20 protein-coding genes and 1 tRNA gene are annotated in these 21,237 nt (G+C 65.7%); 15 read left to right on the top strand and 6 right to left on the bottom strand.

What is annotated here, in order from left to right; all coding sequences use genetic code 11:
• The first annotated feature begins 657 nt into the window (after positions 1-657).
• The 12 genes from ABD767_RS14470 (at position 658) to ABD767_RS14415 (ending at position 11,779) form a co-directional block, all read left to right on the top strand.
• Positions 658-1,881: a tyrosine-type recombinase/integrase gene (locus ABD767_RS14470; RefSeq protein ID WP_344869854.1), complete on the top strand. Its 1,224-nt coding sequence runs from the start codon at positions 658-660 to the stop codon at positions 1,879-1,881.
• 269 nt (positions 1,882-2,150) lie between these two features.
• Positions 2,151-2,762 carry a helix-turn-helix transcriptional regulator gene (locus tag ABD767_RS14465; RefSeq protein ID WP_344869853.1) on the top strand — a complete coding sequence of 204 codons (612 nt, stop codon included), beginning with the start codon at positions 2,151-2,153 and terminating at the stop codon, positions 2,760-2,762.
• Entirely contained in the window at positions 2,749-2,946 is a 198-nt protein-coding gene (locus tag ABD767_RS14460) for a helix-turn-helix transcriptional regulator (RefSeq protein WP_344869852.1), read from the top strand. Before ABD767_RS14465 ends, ABD767_RS14460 begins: the two co-directional genes overlap by 14 nt.
• A complete protein-coding gene (locus tag ABD767_RS14455; protein ID WP_344869851.1) occupies positions 2,946-5,273 on the top strand; it encodes a primase-helicase family protein in 2,328 nt (775 codons plus the stop codon). Before ABD767_RS14460 ends, ABD767_RS14455 begins: the two co-directional genes overlap by 1 nt.
• Positions 5,274-5,356: 83 nt before the next feature.
• The gene (locus ABD767_RS14450) at positions 5,357-6,076 is read left to right on the top strand and encodes a hypothetical protein (RefSeq protein WP_344869850.1); all 720 of its coding nucleotides are present in this window, start codon (positions 5,357-5,359) and stop codon (positions 6,074-6,076) included.
• A gap of 559 nt (positions 6,077-6,635) precedes the next feature.
• The gene (locus ABD767_RS14445; protein ID WP_344869849.1) at positions 6,636-7,199 is read left to right on the top strand and encodes a hypothetical protein; all 564 of its coding nucleotides are present in this window, start codon (positions 6,636-6,638) and stop codon (positions 7,197-7,199) included.
• A 3-nt stretch (positions 7,200-7,202) separates the two neighbouring features.
• Positions 7,203-7,814, top strand: a complete 612-nt coding sequence (locus ABD767_RS14440; RefSeq protein WP_344869848.1) for a recombinase family protein — start codon at positions 7,203-7,205, stop codon at positions 7,812-7,814.
• Positions 7,793-8,236: a hypothetical protein gene (locus tag ABD767_RS14435; RefSeq protein ID WP_344869847.1), complete on the top strand. Its 444-nt coding sequence runs from the start codon at positions 7,793-7,795 to the stop codon at positions 8,234-8,236. Before ABD767_RS14440 ends, ABD767_RS14435 begins: the two co-directional genes overlap by 22 nt.
• 461 nt (positions 8,237-8,697) lie before the next feature.
• Positions 8,698-9,456 (top strand): hypothetical protein, encoded by a 759-nt coding sequence (locus tag ABD767_RS14430; RefSeq protein ID WP_344869846.1) that lies wholly within the window; start codon positions 8,698-8,700, stop codon positions 9,454-9,456.
• A gap of 2 nt (positions 9,457-9,458) precedes the next feature.
• Positions 9,459-9,710: a hypothetical protein gene (locus tag ABD767_RS14425; RefSeq protein WP_344869845.1), complete on the top strand. Its 252-nt coding sequence runs from the start codon at positions 9,459-9,461 to the stop codon at positions 9,708-9,710.
• Positions 9,711-9,930: 220 nt separating this feature from the next.
• On the top strand, positions 9,931-10,185 hold the full coding sequence (locus ABD767_RS14420; RefSeq protein WP_034071556.1) for a hypothetical protein: 255 nt from the start codon (positions 9,931-9,933) through the stop codon (positions 10,183-10,185).
• Positions 10,186-10,387: 202 nt separating this feature from the next.
• A complete protein-coding gene (locus ABD767_RS14415) occupies positions 10,388-11,779 on the top strand; it encodes a PBSX family phage terminase large subunit (RefSeq protein ID WP_344869844.1) in 1,392 nt (463 codons plus the stop codon).
• 2 nt (positions 11,780-11,781) lie between these two features.
• On the opposite strand, the gene ABD767_RS14410 is transcribed toward ABD767_RS14415, so the two are convergent.
• The 6 genes from ABD767_RS14410 to ABD767_RS14385 all read right to left on the bottom strand — a co-directional run bounded on the left by ABD767_RS14410 (position 11,782) and on the right by ABD767_RS14385 (position 18,614).
• Positions 11,782-12,015: a hypothetical protein gene (locus ABD767_RS14410; RefSeq protein ID WP_344869843.1), complete on the bottom strand. Its 234-nt coding sequence runs from the start codon at positions 12,013-12,015 to the stop codon at positions 11,782-11,784.
• Between the two features lie 74 nt (positions 12,016-12,089).
• A tRNA-Thr gene (locus ABD767_RS14405) sits at positions 12,090-12,165 on the bottom strand.
• Positions 12,166-12,453: 288 nt separating this feature from the next.
• On the bottom strand, positions 12,454-13,461 hold the full coding sequence (locus ABD767_RS14400; protein WP_103046385.1) for a class 1 fructose-bisphosphatase: 1,008 nt from the start codon (positions 13,459-13,461) through the stop codon (positions 12,454-12,456).
• Positions 13,462-13,695: 234 nt separating this feature from the next.
• The gene (gene pepN / locus ABD767_RS14395; protein WP_344869842.1) at positions 13,696-16,386 is read right to left on the bottom strand and encodes an aminopeptidase N; all 2,691 of its coding nucleotides are present in this window, start codon (positions 16,384-16,386) and stop codon (positions 13,696-13,698) included.
• 57 nt (positions 16,387-16,443) lie between these two features.
• Positions 16,444-17,548, bottom strand: a protein-coding gene (gene prfB, locus ABD767_RS14390) for a peptide chain release factor 2 (RefSeq protein ID WP_103046383.1) whose coding sequence is annotated in 2 segments (ribosomal slippage) — positions 16,444-17,466 and positions 17,468-17,548 — 1,104 coding nt in all. Because the reading frame shifts where the segments join, the coding sequence is not laid out codon by codon here.
• Between the two features lie 127 nt (positions 17,549-17,675).
• Positions 17,676-18,614, bottom strand: a complete 939-nt coding sequence (locus ABD767_RS14385) for an alpha/beta fold hydrolase (protein ID WP_344869841.1) — start codon at positions 18,612-18,614, stop codon at positions 17,676-17,678.
• A 129-nt stretch (positions 18,615-18,743) separates the two neighbouring features.
• Between ABD767_RS14385 and ABD767_RS14380 the strand changes: the two genes are divergently transcribed.
• The 3 genes from ABD767_RS14380 to plsY all read left to right on the top strand — a co-directional run bounded on the left by ABD767_RS14380 (position 18,744) and on the right by plsY (position 21,225).
• Positions 18,744-19,805: an aldo/keto reductase gene (locus tag ABD767_RS14380; protein WP_103046381.1), complete on the top strand. Its 1,062-nt coding sequence runs from the start codon at positions 18,744-18,746 to the stop codon at positions 19,803-19,805.
• Between the two features lie 189 nt (positions 19,806-19,994).
• Positions 19,995-20,495 (top strand): Cys-tRNA(Pro) deacylase, encoded by a 501-nt coding sequence (gene ybaK, locus ABD767_RS14375; RefSeq protein ID WP_103044688.1) that lies wholly within the window; start codon positions 19,995-19,997, stop codon positions 20,493-20,495.
• 31 nt (positions 20,496-20,526) lie between these two features.
• Entirely contained in the window at positions 20,527-21,225 is a 699-nt protein-coding gene (plsY, locus tag ABD767_RS14370; RefSeq protein WP_103044687.1) for a glycerol-3-phosphate 1-O-acyltransferase PlsY, read from the top strand.
• The last annotated feature ends 12 nt before the right edge of the window (positions 21,226-21,237 follow it).

Raw genomic sequence — 21,237 nt, 5'->3', positions numbered from 1 at the left:
AGTCGGCTCGATGCTCCTGCACCATGCGCACGGCGCGCTCGCGGACCTCGGGTGAGAACTTGTTTGACTTGGTCATAGCTCCATCTTCTCAAGTGTTGGAGCCTCCTCAAAACCCGGGGCGGTTCAGTGCGCGGGTAGTCTCGTCGTCGAGCCCGGCCAGGCCCCGTTCTATACGCTTGAGTTGCTCAAGCGGGATGGCTGCGCGAGATGCCAGGTCGCTAAGCTTCAATTTAGCCTTCGTGCGAAGTGCACGTATGCCACCAGAAGAGGTTTGTCCTGCGCTACCTATGTTCTTCAATTGCATCTCACTGTCCAGATCATCAATTAGCTCAATATGCCGCAACGTCTCCCTTTTCGCAGCCCCCCAATGGGCTATTAAGGTCTCACCTCGCCTGTTGGGTTACCCGAGGCAGCAAAGCAAAAAGGGCAACCCACTTGGGTTGCCCTTTTCACATCAAGTGGTGCCGGCAAGAGGAGTCGAACCCCCGACCTTCGCATTACGAATTAAGACAGCCATACCCTACAGAGGGGGTCCGGGCTTTTAATAAGGCCGGAAAACCCTTATGGTTACGGGCGTTTGGGTCCATTTCGTTAGTCGCTCACCCTACCGGCTTCTAACTATGGCCCTTATTATTCCGTTACTAGAAAGGGCTGTCAATGACCACCTCCATCAAGCTCACACAGAGCGCCATCAAGGGGCTCCCCTTCGTCCAACCCGACGACAAGAAGCGCCAGCACCTGTACTTCGACACGGAGTTGAAGGGCTTCGGCGTCTGCGTGGGCGCGAAGGCCAAGACCTTCTTCGTGCAACGCGACCTCCAAGGCAAGACCGTCCGCACCTCCATCGGGCGGTATGGGGTCTATACCGTCGATCAGGCCCGGGAGGAGGCCCGCGAACTCCTGATGAAGATGGGCAAGGGGATCAACCCGAACAAGGAGGAGAAGCCCGCCGCCTCCGTCACCTTCGGGGACGCCCTCGACCTGCACCTGAAGTCGAACAAGAAGCGATCCGAACGGACCCTGAAGGACTACCGCTATTTGTCCGACCAGTACCTGAGCGACTGGCTCAAGAAGCCGCTGACGGAGGTCACCCGGAAGGACTGCCGCGAGCGTCACCACAAGATCGGGGAGAAGAACGGCCCCTATGTCGCCAACAGCGTGTTCCGGGTGTTCCGCGCCGCCTACAACCACGCGCTGAAGATTCATGACGAGTTGGGCGTGAATCCGACCATCGCCGTTGATTGGTTCCCGGAGGAGCGGCGCAAGGCGGCGATCCCGAGTGCGGACCTGACGGCTTGGTACAAGGAGGTCACGGCGATGACCAACCCGATCCGCCGGGACTACCTCCGCTTTGTCCTGTTCACCGGCCTGCGCCGCGAAAGCGCCGCCGTTGTCCGCTGGGAGCATATCGACTGGGAGAAGAAAGCCCTGCTGATACCGCGGCCCAAGGGCGGCGAAACGCGGGCCTTTCTGCTACCCCTGTCTGACTTCCTCATCGACTTGCTCAAGGAGCGGCAGAAGTGCGAGCAGGCCAAGACCTTCTTCCCGGGCTCGCCGTGGGTGTTCCCGGCTGAGAGCAAGAGCGGCCACATTGCGGAGCCGAAGGAGAAGCTGGGCGTGAAATTCACCGTTCATGGCCTGCGCAACACGTTCATCACGGTCGCGGAGTCGCTGGACATATCGCCCTACGCCATCAAGATGTTGGTGAATCACAGCCTCCCCGACAAGCAGGACGTGACCGCGGGCTACATCAGCCCCGAACTCGACCGCCTCCGGGCTCCAATGCAGGAAATTTCCGACCGCCTCCGCCTCCTGTGCGAAGGCGAGAAGAAAACCCAAAAGGGTCAAGCAGTTAGCCGGAATGCGAAGCCGAAGAAGTAAAGGAAAAAGTATATAGATCAATGACTTAACAAGACTTTTCGCTTTACGGACACACGCGGAAGTCTTATAGTCTCGCCATATCCCGAAAGCCCGCCAGCGGGCTCCCCGGGACGTATCAGAAATGGAGAACGAACGAGCCAGGTGGCTCGACCTTCGCCAGTTCTGATGCGAGTCATCCGAGGGGAAGCGTTCGAGCTGTGTTTATCGGCTCCGCGCTTCCCCTTCTTGTTTCTGGTGGGCGGCGCGGACGTTCTTGGGGACCGCCCGCAATGAGGAAACCTACAAAACCCCTCACCAAGTACCTCCGCCCGACTCAGGCGGCGGAACTCATCTGCAAAAGCTATCCGTCCTTCTACCGGATTGCCAAGTCTGATCCGACCTTCCCGCGCCCATACAAGCTATCGGGGCGCACGTCCGTCTATGACATTGACGAGCTGATCGCATGGCGCGATGCCCAACCGGACGCCCGGGGCGTCCGTCAGAAGTCGCTCCTCAACCTCGCCCAGCGTTGCGCGGACTTCTCCTTGGGCGAGAACGCCGCCCACCCCTTCGTGCGGGGCTACCTGCTGGCCGGGGGGACGCTGCGGGAGCTGGCGTTGGAAACCGACCTGCCGGAGGACGGCTTGGCCGTCCTTGTGGAACCTGACGGCAATCGGGAGCTGGACGAAGACAGCCTGAAGGCGATCTATGTTCAGGCCGTCGCGCAAGTGCTGCGCCGGGAGAAGGAGCTGCGCCGCCGCGTGGAGGAAAACCCCGCCGCGACCGATGACCCGGACTTCTCCAAGGCCCTGTTCGACCTGGACGAGGCGCACCGCCTGACGTTCGGGCGGACGCTGATGGAGTACCTGTTGAGGGAGGGCCGCGAAGATGGAACCGCGTGATGTCCTCGATACCCAGCAGGCCGCCGACTACCTCCAAGTGTCGCGCCAGCTCCTCGAACTCCTCCGGGTGAAGGGCGGCGGGCCGCGCTACGCCAAGTTGGGCCGTCTGGTCCGCTACCGCCGGGCCTCGCTGGACGAGTGGCTGGCCTCGAAAGAGCAAAGCCACACGGCGGAGGGCGTCTGATGGAACAGCTCAAACACGACACCGCCGCCGCCATCGACTTCCTGCGCCGCTGGTCGCCGGGGGATGACTGGTGCCTGACGGCGATCATCCCTGACGGTAAGACCGAAACGCGGACCTTCCGGCCCAGCGAGGCGGACGCCGCCGCTGACTGGATCGAAGGCCATCAAGGCAAGCGCAACCTGTACTTCCACGTCAATCCGGTTCGCCGTCCGCTCGACGTGAAGGCCAGCAAAGAGGACATGGCCCGCCTTGTCTGCCTGCACGTTGATATTGACCCCCGGGCCGGAGAGGACCCGGCGGAGGAGAAGGAACGCGCCCTGAAGCTGCTGCGTGCCTATACGCCCAAGCCCACCGTCATCGTGGATAGCGGGGGCGGGGTTCAGGCGCTGTGGAAGCTCGACCCGTCCGACAAGCTGGAGATTGGCGGCAACATCGCCAAGGCTCAGGAACTGGAAGCCTACAACATCCAGTTGGAGAAGGTGTTTCAGGCGGACCACTGCCACAACTGCGACCGCATTCTCAGGCTGGTCGGGACCATCAACGTGCCAACCGCGAAGAAGGCGAAGAAGGGCCGCAAGCCTGCGCTCGCCCGCCTTGTTGAGTGGCATGACGCGAGCTACCCGATTGAGCAATTCACCCCCGCCGTCCGCGTCCAGACCGTGGGCGATGCGCTCCCGGGCGGACGCCCGAAGGTGAAGATCACCGGCAACGTCCCTGACGTGGGCACCGATGAGCTGAAGGCATGGGCCGCGGAGAACGGCAAGAGCATTTCTGATCACTGCTTGGCGCTGATCGCTACCGGGCAGGACCCGCTGGACCCGACCAAGTACCCCTCCCGGTCGGAGGCCCTGTTCAAGGTCTGCTGCGATCTGGTCCGGGCCGAAGTGCCGGATGAAATGATCTTCGCCGTCATCACCGGCAGCAACGAGATTGCCGCCAGCGTGCGCGATAAGCCGAACTGGGAAGGCTATGCCCTGCGCCAGATCGAACGTGCCCATGAAGAAGCGATTGACCCTTGGCTGCGGAGGCTGAACGAGAAGTACGCCGTCATCCTCGACATCGGCGGCAAGTGCCGGATCATCCGGGAGGTCTGGGACCCGGCGATGAAGCGGACGCGCATCAGCAAGCAGTCCTTCGAGGACTTCCGCAACGGCTACCGCAATCGCAAGGTCATCGTGGCCCACAACGACAAGGGCCAGCCTGTCGAGAAGGCCGTGGGGGTGTGGTGGGTGGATCACCCCCAACGTCGCCAATACGACACCATCGTGTTTGCCCCCGGTCAGGAGGTGGAGGACGCCTACAACCTTTGGCGCGGGTTCGCCGTCGATTCGCTACCGGGCGACAAGCATCAGCCTTTCCTGCGCCACGTCCGGGAGAACGTCTGTTCTGGCAATGACGAGTGGTACGGCTACCTGCTGGGCTGGATGGCTCGCGCCGTCCAGCACCCCGACACCCCGGGCGAAGTGGCCGTGGTCCTCCGGGGAAAGCGTGGCACCGGCAAATCGTTCTTCGCCAAGATGTTCGGGCGTCTGTTCGGGCGTCACTTCCTACAGGTCAGCGACTCGAAACACTTGGTGGGCTCCTTCAATGCGCACCTGCGCGATACCGTGCTGCTGTTCGGTGATGAGGCTTTCTTCGCGGGAGACAAGAAGCACGAGTCAGTGCTCAAGACCCTCGTGACGGAGGAGCAATTGGTGATCGAGGGCAAGGGCGTCGATGCGGAGGCCGCGGCCAACTTCACGCACTTGGTTCTCGCCTCGAACGAAGATTGGGTGGTGCCTGCCGGGCTCGAAGAACGGCGCTTCTTCGCCCTCGACATGGCCGACGACCACATGCAGGACAACGCCTATTTCAAGGCGATCCGGGACGAACTCGAAGCCGGGGGGTTCGAGAACCTGCTGCACTTCCTTCGGACGTATGACCTGAGCAACTTCGAGGTGCGCAAGGCCCCCAAGACTCAGGCCCTGCGGGACCAGCAGGCCGAAAGCCTGCGCGGGTTCGAGGCGTATGTGTTCGACCTGCTGTGGTCGGGCGAGGAGCCCGAGGGGACGGTGGAGCATCCGAACGGGGGCCGGTTCGCGCTCACTACGCCGATGCGGGAAAGCGCGACCGAATGGCTGAAAGCCAACGTGCGCATCACCTCCAACAAGATTCAGGCGGTGCTGGAGAAGAAGTTGGGCGCCACGAAGGACGTGGATTGGAGCCGTGGCAAGAACGGGCTGAATGGGTACTACTGGGACCTTGAAGCCCTGCGTGCGGCTTGGAACAAGTCCATGTTTCCGGTCGATTGGCCGCACCGCCCCGAGAAGAAGCCCGCCCCCTTCTGAGCGCGACACGGGGAGCCCGCCGGGGCGTCCCCTGTCGAAACCGCCCCGGCATTCTGAACCTTGACGATTGATTGGAGAATGACATGAACAACGTAATGGAGGCGCTGCCGTGCGCCGGAGAAACCGAAAGCTGGACCAGCCCCAGCAAGATCGCCCAGACCATCCGCGCCTGCGGGCTGGTGCCGACCTTCACCGAAGGCGGCTGGGGTGTTCGCTTCCCTGATGACGGCCTACCGGCTTGGACGGAGGAGCTGTGGCCCGAAGGAACCGAGGTCCCGGATAGCATCAGGTGGCTTGACGGCTACCCCGACCCCGCACCGGAGAAGAAAGACCGCTGGGACAACCCCTATCGCAGGCACATGCTGAAGCAGTTCGCGGAAACCGCTGTGCCTCGCGCGACGGGCACGCCGATCCCTCCCGACGTAGCCAGGTCTGCCGGATTCACTCAGGCCTTCGACAAGGCGTGCATCATGCTCACGTTCGAGTGCGACGGCAGGCCCGAGCCGACCCTTGCGAACGTCGCCCGGGCGCTGACCCTGTACGGCATAGGGTGCGTTCGCCGCACCGAGCGCGGACGCATCGACTTGGAGACGGTAGACACCCCCGACTACCGCACGAGTCCCGCGGCTCAGGCCATGCCCCTTTCGACCCCGGACGCCATCGCCTTCCTGCGCACGGCAGTGATTCGCTGGTTCTGCTTCGACCCGGGCAAGGCGCGGGTGAAAGAGTGCTTGGACATGGCTCTTGCGCTTGGTCAGATGGATTGGGCATCCAACTGCGCTGATGAGCTGGGCGCATGGTGACGCGATCCTGATCGAGAGTGCAACGCGGAGACGGCGGGGGAAACCTCGCCGTTGTCGTTTCGACCTGCGACCCGGGCGACTGGTTGAAGGTCATAGGCAGGTCATAGGCTGGGGGAGCCCATCAACGGCGCGGGTTTGCGCACGATTACCTATGACCTGTGACCACCTGCGCCCAAATCGAAATCTCCCGACAAATCGGCTCCGGCTGTACGGTCAGGGCTTCTATCTATCTATCTTCTTCTAGTCATAGAGGTCATAGGTAGTTATAGAAACCCAATAACGGATGGGGTTCCTGAACCTGTAACCCTCCTGTGACCCCTTGACCCTGCTTCGGGGTCGAACCCCTGCCTTGGGCCGGACGCACCCGCGCACTGCCGCCCTGCTTGTTGAACATACAAGTCGGAAAACGTCCGCGGAATCGACCGCCGGAAGCGCCAGCGGCTCCACGAATCCACCCCTGCGGTTTTCGCAAGTCGGCAAAGGTTCCTTTTCCGACCGCTTCCAGCTATAGTTTCGGGGCGCTAAGCAAAAAGCGTGCCAACTTGAAAAGGAGCCGACCATGAACCGCCAGACCCTTACTGAACAAGACCTCGCCACGATGACCGGCCCGGAGCTGGTCGCCCTGCACAACGACTGCGCCGCCTCCTTGGGCAGCGAGCCGGTCAAGCGTTTCGGCACGAAGGCGGACGCGATCCGCCGGACCTGGGCGAAGGTACAGGCATGGAAGGAAAAGCAGCAGGAGGCAGCAGCGAGGCCAGCAGCGAAGCAGGCGAAGGCGAAGGGCGAGCCGAAGCCCCGCGCCCGCCGGGGAACCGACCTCAAGCCGACCGGCGAGCCCGTCAAGCCCTGCCTGATCGGCTCCAAGCAAGCCGTCCTCGTGGATGAGCTGTCGCGCCCGGACGGCGTGACGATGGCCCAGCTCATCGCCGCCCTGTCCGCCGGGGGCAAGCCGTGGCAGGAACAAACGGTGCGCTCCGGCTTCGGCTGGGACCTCAAGCGCAAGGGCTACGGGGTCCGCTCCACCATCGGCCCGGACGGCGTGGAGCTGTTCCGCCTCGTGGTCCCGGACGGTCAGGCGATCCCGGCGCACGTCGCCCGGGGCTCCTCGAAGGCGGAGGGCTGACCTATGGCCCGCGTTGCCCTGTACGCCCGCGTATCAACCAACAAAGACCAGACCGTGGATAACCAACTGCTGGCCCTGCGCGATTGGGCCGCGGGCCGGGGTCATACCGTGGTGGCGGAGTTCATCGACCAAGGCATCAGCGGGGCGAAGGGCCGCGACAAGCGCCCGGGGCTGGACGACATGCTCAAGGCCGCGGTGCTCGGGAAGCTGGACATGGTGGCCGTCACCGCCCTCGACCGTCTGGGCCGCTCGCTCCCGCACCTCATCACCACGGTCGGAGAACTCGAAGCCCTCAAGGTCGGGCTGTTCGTGCGGGACCTCGCGCTGGACACCTCCACGCCCGCGGGTCAGCTCATGTTCAACGTCATGGGGTCGCTGGCGCAGTTCGAGCGCGCCCTGATCCGGGAGCGGACGATGTTGGGACTTGAGCGCGCGAAGAAGCAAGGCAAGACCTTGGGCCGTCCGAAGGTATCGCCCGGGAAGGAGCAGCGCATTGCCGCCCTCCTGAAGGCCGGGACGCCCATCAATCGAATCATGCGGCTCGCCGGGGTGGCGAAGTCCGTTGTCTATCGCATCAAGAAGGAGGCCGAAGAATGCCCAGCAACAACCAACTGACCAAGAAGGAGCCCGGGGGCGCGCTGGCGCTGCCCGACCTCGAACCGCGACACCTCGAACTCGTGCGGATGCTCGCCGCGGAGGGGAACCGTGAGCACACGATCCGCCGCGCGCTATCCCTCACCCCGAGTCAATGGAAGCGCCTGAAGGAGGCGGACGGCGAGGACGGGGACCTGAGCCCGCTACAGCTCGCCCTTGAGGAGGGCCGGGCGGACGGAGCCGGGGAGATTGTCGCCTTCATGAAAGACAAGATGAAGAACGAAGGGGACTTCAAGGCCGCGGAATGGCTCGCCTCGAACATCTTTCAGATCAACAAGGGCGACGGGAACACCGACCAGCCCCGGGTCCAGATTTTCATCAATGCAGCCCTCAGCCCCGAGGAGTACAGCCGTGTCATCAACATCAACGACCGCGACGCATAGCCGCGCCGCCCGGCGGTCCGCCGTCCTTCTCTTGGGCGTCCTGCTACCCCTCGCCACGCAGGCGGCACCGGAGGAGCCCCGCCCATACTCCGCCTTGGATACGGTCCGCCGGGCGCAGGTCGGCACGCATTCGCCGCGCCTCGCGCCTCCCGTCCGGGTCGCCCCGGCGGAGCCCCTGAGCAAGAGGCCGGAGCCGTCCCGGTTCGAGCGCATGGACTGCCGCCCGGACCCCAGCCGCCCGCTGGAACGGGCCATCGCCTGCACCCCGACCGAAGCAGAAAAAGTAAAGTAGATCAAGGACTTATACAAGAAATAGTCCTTGCCGAGCTGTACATTTGTACAGTATGGTTCCTCGAAAGCGACCGGGCACCAGCGCCCGGCGTGTAGGTGGGAATGGCCCCTCCGGTGACGTGTTTTGGTGGCCTTCCTAGTCGTGATGACTTTTGAGAGGAGCCCGAAACATGGCAACCATCGACTTCAAGAAGGTCCCCGCCGATGTTCCCCTGACCGTGGAAAACATCGACCGGCTGGCCGCCCGTGCCACCGAACTTGCGACCGCCTTTCAGGGGCGTATCAGCAAGATTCAGCAGCAGGTAGCGGAGGCCCGCGACCGCTTCAGCCGCGAAGCTGAGGAGGTTGTCCGCGAAACCGAACCGGCCAACCGCACCGTTGCCCGCCAGTTCGCCAAGCAGCAAGAGGCGTCCCGCCTCGCCAAGTTCCGTATCAACATCGAACAGTCCAGCCGCGCCCAGCGCGAGGAACTGTTGCGCCCGTTCGCCAAGCTCGCCGCTGACGCCGAATTCCTGCTGACCCTGTACGGCTCCCCCTCGCAGGCCCTCGGGCGCGTTGCCTTGGGCGATGCGAAGCGGACCAACTACCAAGTTCAACTCGAAGGGGCCGGGCCGGTGGAACTCGAAACCGCCGCCGTGACCGCCATCGCCACGAATGACCTGCCGCTGGCCGCCGCCATCGTGACCGTTGTGGATCGTCGCCCACGCGACCGCCGCCCCTTCTCCGTTGCGGACTTCGCGGAACGGGTGTGGGGCGTACAGCACGCCGAAGTCACCGCCAAGCTCAAGGGCGTGATTCACGCCTACAAGACCGCGATGGCCGCTGACCGCGAGTTCGCACGCGGCAAGGCCGATCCGATCACGAACCTGTCGCTGGCGCTCGCGGAGAAGGCGATTGCTGAGGCCGCAGGCGGCGAAAGCGAGGCCTGAATATGAGCCTCAACAACATGACCCACGAGGAGCTGCAAAAGCTCATCGCGGAAGCCGTCCGTCAGACCCTCGTGCAGATGGGGGCCGATCCCTCGAACCCGATTGAGATGCAGCGGGACTTCCAGCACCTCCGCCAATGGCGGAGGGCCGGGGAGGACCTGCGCAGCAAGGGGATGCTTACCTTGTTGAGCATCTTCATCACCGGCTCCGTGGCCCTGTTCCTTGTGGGCCTCCGGGATTACTTCGGCAAGTGACCGGCGGCGATGGACGCGAAAGCGAAACCCGCCCGCCGCCCGGCCCGTCCGCGGGCCGGGGCCAATGCCCGGTTCTTCCGAGACGATGACCCGCGCGTGAAGGTCCGCCGGTGCCTGATGTGTGGCGGCGACTTCTGGAGCGCCCACGCCGGAAACCGCATGTGTGCGGCCTGCATCGAGAAGGCCCGCGAACTTTGAACAACTGAAGGAGTTTTGAATCATGGCAACTTTCCTGCTCTACCGTACCCGCCCCGAGGACCGGAACCCCAGCGGCCTTCAGGCCGTCATCGTGACCGCGGCTGACGAGGCGACCGCCCGCGCCGTCGCCAACGCCCAAGCCCCGAACGGCTCCACCGAGGTCCCCGCCTCTTGGACCGCCCGGGACGTGAGCACGCTGCCCGCGGATACCGCCGTCTGGATCGAAGGCGACGTGGTCAGCCTCTTGGGCATGACCCGCGGCGGCGACCCGATCTAACAACAACGAGTTCAGCCCCGGGCCGGAAGCCGTCCAACCTCACGCACTCAGCCTCGCCCCTCACGAGGCGCGGGGCGGCGGAAGGCTCCGGGGCTGTCCCCTGTTCAACTCCTCCCGCGCCCGGTGTCTTGGGCGGTGTGCGGGCTCCGCCGATGACGTGGGGCCGGGTGCGGGAAGGGGTTGGCGTATGGAGGGAGGCAACATGACCCAAACAATCCGCCCGACCCCGTTCCAAGCTCAGGTCCTGATGGTCCCGGAGGGCCATTTCTTGTTCCTTGGCGGTGGCCGCGGGGGCGGCAAGAGTTTCGGCCTACAACTCCTGATCCTGCGACACGTCCAGCAGTACAAGAACCGCGCCCGGGTCCTCGTGACGCGCCGCCGCTTGAAGTCGCTGCTCCAGTTCGCGGAGGAGTTGCGGGCGCTGCTCCGGTCCGCCTTCGGGCCGGGCGTCCAGTTCAACATGAATGATTCGATCTTCCGCCTGCCCAACGGCGGGACGATCCAGCTCACGCACTGCGAGTCCTCCAGCTCCATCAGCGACGTAGCCCAGGGCATGAACTTCTCGCTCATCGCCGTGGATGAGGCGGGCGAAGGCCCGGGGATGGAAGTGATTGACCAGCTCGGGCTATCGCTCCGCGCCCCGGGCGTCCCCCTGCGCATGATCCTTGCCGGGAACCCGGGCGGGGCGAATCACTCCGCCCTCGCGGAGCGGTACGTCACGGGCCGGGAGCCCTTCGTGCCGTTCGAGTTCGGGGGGAACTCTTGGGTGTATTGCCCCAGCGTCCTTGACGACAACCCGCACCTCCCGGACGCCTACCGGCGGAACTTCGAGGTGCTGCGCCATACGGACCCGGCTCTGTACAAGGCGATGCGGACGGGCGACTGGTCCGCGATCACGGGGGATTTCTTCGCCGGGACGTGGCGGGCCGATCAAATGGTCATCGACCATCACGACCTACCGCCGCACCTGTTCGCCTCGCTGAAGCTCGGGATTGACTGGGGCTCCGCCGCCCCGATGGTCGCCATGCTGGGCGGACAGCTCGCCTATGACGTGCGTCTGCCTGATGATCGGGTACTGCCCAAGGGGGCTTGGGTCCTGTACGACGAACACGCGGAGTTCGACCCCCGGAACCTGAGCCGCGGGACGGGCCGGACCCCGGGCCAGATTGCGCCCGCCCTTCACGCCGTCTGCGCCCGGAACGGAATCCGCGCCCGGGGCGTGATCGACTCCGCCGCGGAAGCCCGGACGGCGGGCCGGATGGAGGCGAGTATCAGCGACCTGTTCCGGGAAGCCGGGGTCAGGGTGACGCCCGCCCGGAAGGGGCCGCGGGTCCCTCGCTTCGAGGCCCTGAAGTCCTTGATGGTGCAGGGCGAGTTCTTTGTCACCTCGCGCTGCCGGTTCTGGTTGCAGACCGTCCCGGCGCTGCCCCGCGATCCGCGGAACCCGGAGGACGTTGACACGCGGGCGGTCGATCACGCCCTTGATGCTACGTCCTACCTCATCGCCGGGGCCTCCTCTGGGCATGTAGCCGTGGGCGACTTCTCGCCGCCGCGCCGCCTGCCCGATACCGGGGACCGGGTGATGTACGTCTGAGGTCAGACCCGCTCGATGCTCACGACCTTGAGGAAGCCGCCGCCGGTACGGACGCGGTGGCCGACCGTCAGCACTCCGATTCGCAGCGGGGTGGCTCGCCGGTACTCTGGCGGGTAGTCGCGGGTGCGTTCCCAGCCCGCGGCGGGGGTGTCCCGGGGCGGGAAGTTTTCGATCTCAATCACTTCGTCATCCTTGTAGTCAATGACGGTGCTGTCCTCGAAAGTCACGCGCAACATACATTCCTCCGGTGAGGGCTTGCGGTCGCCCCATAGCAAAACGGCCACCCCGGGGGATGGCCGCTTGCCGTAGATGGTGCCGCTTATCTGACTCGAACAGATGACCTACCGCTTACGAAGCGGTTGCTCTACCAACTGAGCTAAAGCGGCGAAACCTTACTATAACCTTCTTAGTTGCCCTGCGTCACTCCGTAAAGCCACTATTCGCTGGGGTTTCCTGGGGTCGCCCCGCTACTTACGAATGCGCTGCTCTACCAACTGAGCTATGCCGGCTAAAACCGAAACTTGTTCAAATCGTGTCTGTACTACCTGACCTTCGCGCCGCTGGCGGCCCGAAAGCCTTGCCGTGCTTAGCTTTTTCACCCGTCATCAAGGTATTGCTGTCCCGATTACGAATGAGCTGCTCTACCGACTGAGCTACTCCGGCCAAGCCCCAGATTATAGCTCGTTGTGGTAGCCGGTCACGCGTTCGACTTCATTTTTCGAGCCGAGGATGACGCTGACGCGTTCGTGCAGCTGGGTGGGCTGGATGTCCAGGATGCGCTGGCGGCCGTTGGTGGCGCTGCCTCCGGCCTGCTCGACGAGCCAGCCCATTGGGTTGGCCTCGTACATCAGGCGCAGCTTGCCGGGCTTGTTGGGCTCGCGCTTGTCCCAGGGGTACATGAAGATGCCGCCGCGGCACAGGATGCGGTGCACGTCGGCCACCATGCTGGCGATCCAGCGCATGTTGAAGTTCTTGCCGCGCGGGCCGTCCTCGCCGGCCAGGCATTCGTCGATGTAGCGGCGCACGGGCGCGTCCCAGTGGCGCATGTTGCTCATGTTGACCGCGAATTCGCGGGTGTCCTCGGGGATGCGCACGTTCTCGCGGATCAGCACGAACGAGCCTTGTTCGCGGTCGAGCGTGAACATGGCGACGCCGTCGCCGACGGTGAGCACCAGCGTGGTTTGCGGGCCGTAGACGCAGTAGCCGGCCGCCACCTGGTGGCTGCCGGGCTGCAGAAAGTCCGCGTCGTGCACGCCGGGGTGGCCTTCTGGTTTTTTCAGCACGCTGAAGATGGTGCCGATGCTGACGTTGACGTCGATGTTGCTGGAGCCGTCCAGCGGGTCGAACATCAAGAGGTATTCGCCCTGCGGGTAGCGGTTGGGCACGACGTAGATGCCCTCCATTTCCTCGCTGGCCATGGCGGCCAGGTGGCCGCCCCATTCGTTGGCTTCGATCAGCGTCTCGTTGGCGATGATGTCGAGCTTTTTCTGCACCTCGCCCTGGATGTTCTCGGTGCCGGCGGTGCCCATCACGTCGCCCAGCTCGCCCTTGTTGACGGCCATGCTGATGCGCTTGCAGGCGCGCGCGACGACTTCCAGCAGCAGGCGCAGCTGCGGCGGGATGCGGCCGTCGACGCGTTGCTGCTCGACGAGGTAGCGGGTCAGGCTGATGCGTTCGGTCATGTCAAAAATTTCCTTTCAATGGTCGAGGTCGCTGTCGTTCGTACCTTGGTCATCCGGTGGAGGGGTAACCGTGATTCTGGGGAGAAAGCGTCTGCCTGGGCGATCGTCGCTGCTGGATCCCGGCTTTCGCCGGGATGACGTTTTTTTGCCGGGGTGACGTTTCGCTTTGTTCGCAACGCTCATACACCCGCCGCGTCATCCCGGCGAAGGCCGGGATCCAGGGGCGGCGGTACGTCAGTCGGCCAGCGCGCGGGTGACGACCTCGCGCACGTCGTTGGACAGGTCGGCCTTGGCGGCGATGCGGGCGATGGCCTCGCGTGCGGCGCTGCGCCAGGGCTCGGCCAGGCGGCTCCAGCGGTCGAGCGCGCGTGCCAGGCGGGCGGCGACCTGGGGGTTGAAGGCGTCAAGCGCCAGCACCTGGTCGGCCCAGAAGACGTAGCCGGCCGCGTCGCTGCGGTGGAAGGCCCCCGGATTGGCGCTGCAGTAGCTGAAGACCAGGCTGCGCGCGCGGTTGGGGTTCTTCAGGTTGAAGTCCGGGTGCTTCATCAGCGCCTTGACGCTGGGCAGCACGTCGCCGCCGCGGTCCACGCGGCCGGCCTGCAGCGCAAACCATTTGTCGATGACCAGCGCGTCGTCCTTGAACAGCTGGTGAAAACGCTCCAGCGCCGGCTGGGCCAGCGCGTGGCCGGCGCCGACCAGCGCGCCCAGCGCGGCCAGGCGGTCGGTCATGTTGGCGGCCGTCTTGAAGCGCTGGTAGGTCTTGCCGGGCCACAGCGTGTCGCCGCTGGTGCGCGCGTCCAGGCACAGCATGGCCAGCGCCAGGCCGGCCAGCGCGCGGCGGCCGCTGCTGGCGGCGTCGGGGCGGTAGGCGCCGCTGGCGTGGTGCTGCTCCCAGGCCCAGGCCCAGTCGGCGTGCAGCTCGCGCGCCAGCTGGGCGCGCAGTGCTTCGCGCACTTCGTGCACGCGCTGCGGGTCGACGGTCTGCAGCTGCTCGGCCAGGTAGGTCTCGGAGGGCAGGGTGAGTACCAGCTCCTTGAATGCGGCGTCCAGCTGCGGGTGGCGCAGCACGTCGCGCATGGCGGCGACGAAGGCGGGCGGCAGCACGGCGGCCTGGGCGACGGGGGCGTCGCTGGCAATGGCCGCCAGCGCGATGCGCAGCGCCAGGCGCTGGCCGGCTTCCCAGCGGTTGAAGGCGTCGCCGTCGTGCGCCAGCAGCGTGAGCAGTTCGGCGTCGCTGTAGTCGCATTCCAGGATGACCGGGGCGCTGAAGCCGCGCAGCAGCGACGGCACGGGCGCCTCGGCCACGTGGGTGAAGGTGTAGGTCTGGCGGGCCTCGTGCAGCACCAGCGTGCGTTCATGGCCGGCTGCGGCGTCCTCGCCTTCGAGCTGCAGCGCCAGCGCCCGCCCGTCCTGGCCCAGCAGGCCCAGCGCCACGGGAATGACGAAGGGTTGCTTGTCCGGCTGGCCGGGCGTTGCGGGGCACGACTGGGTGAGCGTCAGCGTGTAGGTCTGCGCGGCGGCGTCGTACTGGCCCTGCGCGTGCACGCGCGGCGTGCCGGCCTGGCTGTACCAGCGCTTGAAGGCGCCCAGGTGCTGGGCCAGGGGGCTGGCCGGGTTGGCGTCGGCAATGGCCTGCACGAAGTCGTCGCAGGTGACGGCGTGGCCGTCGTGGCGCTCGAAGTACAGCTTCATGCCGTTGGCAAAACCGTCGCGGCCGACCAGGTTGTGCTGCATGCGCACGACCTCGGCACCCTTCTCGTAGATGGTGACGGTGTAGAAGTTGTTGATTTCGACGTAGCTGTCGGGGCGCACCGGGTGGGCCATGGGGCCGGCGTCCTCGGGGAACTGGGCGGTGCGCAGCACGCGCACGTCCTCGATGCGCTTGACTGCGCGCGCCGAGGGGCTGCCAGCCATGTCCTGGCTGAACTCCTGGTCGCGGAACACCGTCAGGCCTTCTTTCAGCGAGAGCTGGAACCAGTCGCGGCAGGTGACGCGGTCGCCCGTCCAGTTGTGGAAGTACTCGTGGCCGACGACGGACTCGATGTTGGCGAAGTCGGCGTCGGTGGCCGTGGCCTCGGTGGCAAGCACGTACTTGGTGTTGAAGATGTTCAGGCCCTTGTTCTCCATCGCGCCCATGTTGAAGTCGCTGGTGGCGACGATCATGAAGCGCTCCAGGTCGAGCGACAGGCCAAAGCGCGTCTCGTCCCAGGCGATGGCGGCCATCAGCGAGTTCATCGCGTGCTCGGTCTTGCCCAGGTCGCCCGGGCGCACCCAGACCTGCAGCAGGTGCTTGTGGCCCGCGCGGCTGGTGATCTGCTGCTCGCGCGCGACCAGCTTGCCGGCCACCAGGGCAAACAGGTAGCTGGGCTTTTTGTGCGGGTCTTGCCAGCGGGCGAAGTGGCGGCCATCTGGCAGGTCGCCAGACTCGACCAGGTTGCCGTTGGACAGCAGCACCGGGTACTGGGCCTTGTCGGCGCGCAGCAGCACCTGGTAGCTGGCCATCACGTCGGGGCGGTCCAGGAAGTAGGTGATGCGGCGAAAGCCCTGGGCCTCGCACTGGGTGAAGAAGGTGTCGCCGCTGACGTACAGGCCCGACAGCTGGGTGTTCTTGTTGGGCGCGCAGGTGGTGAAGATCTCCAGCTCGAAGGGCTCGTTGCCCTCGGGCAGGTTCTCCAGCACCAGCTGGTCGCCCTCGATCTTGAACGAGGTGCCGGCCCCGCCGACGAGCACGCGCGCGAGGTTGAGCTCCTCGCCATCGAGGCGCAGCGGCTGGGGCGCAACGTCGGGGTTGCGGCGCAGGCGCATCTTGTTGAGCACGCGCGTCTTGGCCGGGTCGAGGTCGAAGGTGAGTTCGACGCTGTCGATCCAGAACGCCGGCGCCTGGTAGTCCAGGCGCTGGGTGGCGGTGGCTTGTCCTTGTTTCATGGTGATTCCTTGCTGCCGGGTGCGCGCCGCGGGCAGGCGGCGCGTGCCCTATGCCTCTCAAATGCCTTGCTTGAGCGAGGCTTCGATGAACACGTCCAGGTCGCCGTCGAGCACCTTCTGCGTGGCCGAGACCTCGACGTTGGTGCGCAGGTCCTTGATGCGGCTGTTGTCCAGCACGTAGGAGCGGATCTGGTGGCCCCAGCCCACGTCGGTCTTGGTGTCTTCCAGCGCCTGTTGCGCCTCGAAGCGCTTTTGCATCTCCAGCTCATAGAGTTTGGAGCGCAGGCGCTGCCAGGCGACGTCGCGGTTGCTGTGCTGGCTGCGCCCGTCCTGGCACTGCACGACGATGCCCGTCGGCATGTGCGTCAGGCGCACCGCCGAGTCGGTCTTGTTGATGTGCTGGCCGCCGGCGCCGCTGGCGCGGTAGGTGTCGGTGCGCACGTCGGCGGGGTTGATGTCGATCTCGATCGAGTCGTCGATCTCGGGGTAGACGAACAGCGACGCGAAGCTGGTGTGGCGCCCGCCCGAGCTGTCGAACGGGCTCTTGCGCACCAGGCGGTGCACGCCGGTTTCGGTGCGCAGCAGGCCGTAGGCGTATTCGCCCTCGACGTGGATGGTTGCGCCCTTGATGCCGGCGACGTCGCCGGGAGTCTCGTCGTCCACCGTGGTCTTGAAGCCCTTGCGCTCGGCGTACTTGAGGTACTGGCGCAGCAGCATGCCAGCCCAGTCACAGGCCTCGGTGCCGCCGGCGCCGGCCTGGATGTCGATGTAGCAGTTGAGCGGGTCGGCCTCCTTGCTGAACATGCGGCGGAACTCCAGCTCCTCGATCAGCGGCAGCAGCTTGGCGGTTTCCTTCTCGATGGTCAGCAGGCCGGCCTCGTCTTCTTCCTCGCGGCTCATTTCATAGAGCTCGCTGTTGTCGGCCAGCTCGGACGTGAGCTTTTGCAGCGTCAGCACCACGGCGTCGAGCGACTTCTTCTCCTTGCCCAGCTCCTGGGCCTTCTTCGGGTCGTTCCAGACGTTGGGGTCTTCCAGCGAGGCGTTGACCGTCCTCAGGCGTTCGTACTTGGCATCGTAGTCAAAGATACCTCCGTAATTCCTGGGTGCGCTCGGTGAGATCTTCCAGGGTGCTGCCGATCTGGTTGGTGTGTTCTGCTTCCATGGTGTTCGTTCCTGTGGTGTTGGTTTACGTGATAACCCGTAATTTTCTCATGTCTGCGATCAAGCGGGCGGGCAGCGGCTTTGAGGGCGCTGGCGCGCCATCCACGGGCCCGGGGTCATGAATCGAATCAGGCGCCCGGCGGCTCGCCCTGCACGAAGCGCTCGATCAGCGCCGCCACCGCCCGAGGCTGGTCGTGGTGCAGCATATGGCCCGCGTCCTGCACGACGGCGGTGCGCACGTCGCGCACGGCAGTGAGGCGCTGCAGGTATTGCTCCAGCGTGTATTTGCCCTGGTACCAGCGGCCCAGGCTGTCGTCGCTGGCGTGCACCGCCAGCACCGGCGCGGTGATGGCCGCGTACAGCGCCTGGGCCTCGTCCACACGGTAGGGCAGGGCGCTCGGGATCTTGTGCGCCGCATCGCCCAGAATGCGCCAGCGCCCGTCCTCGCCCTCGCGCGCCCATTGGCGGGCCAGCCACCGGGCCTTGTCCGGCGCCAGGCGCGGGTTGGTCTTGATGAGGCGCTGCGCCACCGCGTCGGCGCTGTCGTAGTCCTTGAGGTCGAGCGCGCCGCGCTCGCACTGATTGATGCCGTCCATCCACTGCGCCAGCCGCCCCGGCACGCTCTGAGGCGTGCTGGCGGGCATGCCGAAACCCTCCAGGTTGACCAGGCGGCGGATGCGCTCGGGCCGCGCGCCGGCATACATCATTGCCACGTTGCCGCCCATGCTGTGGCCCACCAGGTCGACCGGCTGGCCGCCGGCCACCTGGTCGAGCAGCTGATCCAGGTCGGCCAGGTAGTCGACGAAGTGGTAGCAGTCGGTGCCCGCCGGGCGCGGCGTGCGCCCGAAACCGCGCCAGTCGGGCGCGACGATGGCGCGCCGCGCGAGAAACGCGTCGGAAAACGCGTCGACCACGAACTGCCAGGACGCGCCCACGTCCATCCAGCCGTGCAGCAGCACCAGCGGCGGCTGCGCCCCAGCGGCGGGCGCGCCCCAGCGGTGCACGTGGTAGTCGAGGTGGCGCACCGCCACGGTGGCGCTTTGGCTTGTGTGCAAACAGGTGTACATGAGGACGATTATTGGGCGGCGTGCGGATGGCCGCAGTCCTGGCCGCGACCAGCGGGTTTACCCGACGGGCGGCGCGCCCGCTGGCAGCGCGCCGGCGCCGGCGTCCGTACACTCGGGCGCATGATTGACATGACTTCTGTTTCACTGGGGCGCAGCGACTTGCGCGTCAGTCCCATCTGCCTGGGCACCATGACCTTCGGCGAGCAGGTCGGCGAGCCCGACGCCCACGCCATCCTGGATCGTGCGCTGGAGCGCGGCGTGAATTTCATCGACACGGCAGAGATGTACGCCGTGCCCGCGCGCGAGGCCACCTTCGGCGCCTCCGAATCCATCATCGGCCGCTGGCTCGGCCAGCGCCCCGGCATGCGCCAGCGCATCGTGCTGGCCAGCAAGGTGGCCGGCCCCTCGCGCAACATGCCGTGGATCCGGGGCGGCCAGGGCATGACGGCGGCCGACATCGTGGCCTCGTGCGAAGGGAGCCTGCGCCGGCTGCAGACCGACGTGATCGACCTCTACCAGATCCACTGGCCCGAGCGGCATGTGCCCGCATTCGGCAGCCTGTATTACGACCCGGCCAAGGAGACCAGCGCCACGCCGATTCTTGAGCAGCTGCAGGCGCTCGCCGGGCTGGTGAAGGCGGGCAAGGTGCGCTGCATCGGCCTGTCCAACGAGACGCCCTGGGGCGTGCACGAGTTCGTGCGCCTGGCCGAGCAGCATGGCCTGCCGCGCGTGGCGACGGTGCAGAACCCCTATTGCCTGCTCAACCGCAGCTGGGAGAACGCCATGGACGAGAGCTGCCATCGCCTGGGTGTCTCGCTGCTGGCCTATTCGCCGCTGGGCTACAGCCTGCTGACGGGCAAGTACGACCAACATGCGCCGCACGAGCCCGGCGCGCCGCAGGGTGGGCGCATCGCGCGCTACGAGTCGGTGCGCAAGCAGCGCTGGGGCCGCCCCGAGGCGCTGGCCGCTGCGCGCCGCTACAACCAGCTGGCGCGCGACCATGGCCTGACGCCGGTGCAGCTGGCGCTGGCGTTTTGCTATGGCAGCTGGCGCGTGGCCAGCACCATCTTCGGCGTGACCTCGCTTGCGCAGCTTGACGAAAACCTCGATGCCTGGGGCACGCAGCTCTCGCCGGAGCTGTTGGCCGCGATCGATGCTGTTCGCTGGGAGCTGCGCGACCCGGCGCAGTAATTTGAATCGAATACGCCTCGATTGCCTGATATTGATTCGGCCCTTTGAAGTAGCAATTTTTCGTCATTCCGGCGAAGGCCGGAATCCATGACTTCCTCCCAAAAGCACTGGATCCCGGCCTTCGCCGGGATGACGAGTTCAAACATCACAAGGCCGGAGCAATAAGCAGGAGCGGCCATTGTTTTTGATATGTCCAGGAAAGATAGACACCCGCACGTCAGCGAAACCCCCGCCACGCAGCTGCTGCGCGCGCACAAGGTGGCGTTCACCGAGCATCCCTACGACTACGTCGAGCACGGCGGCACGGCCGAGTCTGCGCGCCAGCTGGGGCTGGATGAACATGCGGTGGTCAAGACGCTGGTGATGCAGGACCAGGACGCCAGGCCGCTGATCGTGCTGATGCATGGCGACTGCCAGGTGTCGACCAAGAACCTGGCGCGCCAGGTTGGCGCCAAGCACATCGAGCCGTGCAAGCCCGAGGCGGCGCAGCGCCACAGCGGCTACCTGGTGGGCGGCACTTCGCCGTTCGGCACCAAAAAACAGATGCCGGTGTTCATCGAGGAGAGCATCCTGGCACTGCCGCGCATCGCGATCAACGGCGGGCGGCGCGGTTATCTGGTGCAGATCGACCCGCAGGTGTGCGTGCAGCTGCTGGCCGCGCGGCCGGTGCATTGCGCGCTGGCAGAATAGGGCGCTTGTTTCGCTTCACACCGGCCCATCCGTGAACCCCATCGTCCTGTCCCTGGCCGCCACCGTCGTGGCCTATCTGCTCGGCTCGCTCTCGTTTGCGGTCATCGTCAGCCGCGCCATGGGGCTGTCCGACCCGCGCACCTACGGCAGCAAGAACCCGGGGGCGACCAATGTGCTGCGCTCGGGCTCCAAGCTGGCGGCGGTGGTGACGCTGCTCTTCGACGCCTTCAAGGGCTGGCTGCCGGTGGTGCTGGTGCGCTGGTATGGCGCCGACTACGGGCTGCACGAGGGCACGCAGGCGCTGGTCGGACTGGCGGCGTTCGCCGGCCACCTGTGGCCGGTGTTCTTTCGCTTCGAGGGTGGCAAGGGCGTGGCCACGGCGCTGGGCGTGCTGCTGGGCGTGAGCGGCTGGCTGGGCCTGGCGACGCTGGCGACCTGGGTCATCATCGCGGCGTTTTTTCGCTATTCGTCGCTCGCGTCGCTGGTGTCGGCGGCGTTCGCGCCGTTCTTCTACCTGCTGGCCGGCGGCGTCGCCTGGCATGTGGATGCCGGCGTGGGCGTGGCGATTGCGGTGATGGCCGGGCTGCTGGCGTGGCGCCACAAGCTCAACATCCAGCGGCTGATCCAGGGCAAGGAATCGCGCCTGGGCAGCAAGGGCGGGCAAGCGGCCGCGCCGCCCGCCGGGGCTGCCGCGGGTGCGCGAGCCCGGCGCAAAAAATCCAGAAAGTGACTGCTGGCGTGC

Origin of the sequence: Comamonas faecalis, from assembly GCF_039538025.1 — a bacterium.
GTDB classification, from domain to species: domain Bacteria; phylum Pseudomonadota; class Gammaproteobacteria; order Burkholderiales; family Burkholderiaceae_C; genus Comamonas_C; species Comamonas_C faecalis.
Note: the sequence above shows the minus strand (reverse complement) of the source record. Positions and strands in the feature narration are given on the sequence as shown.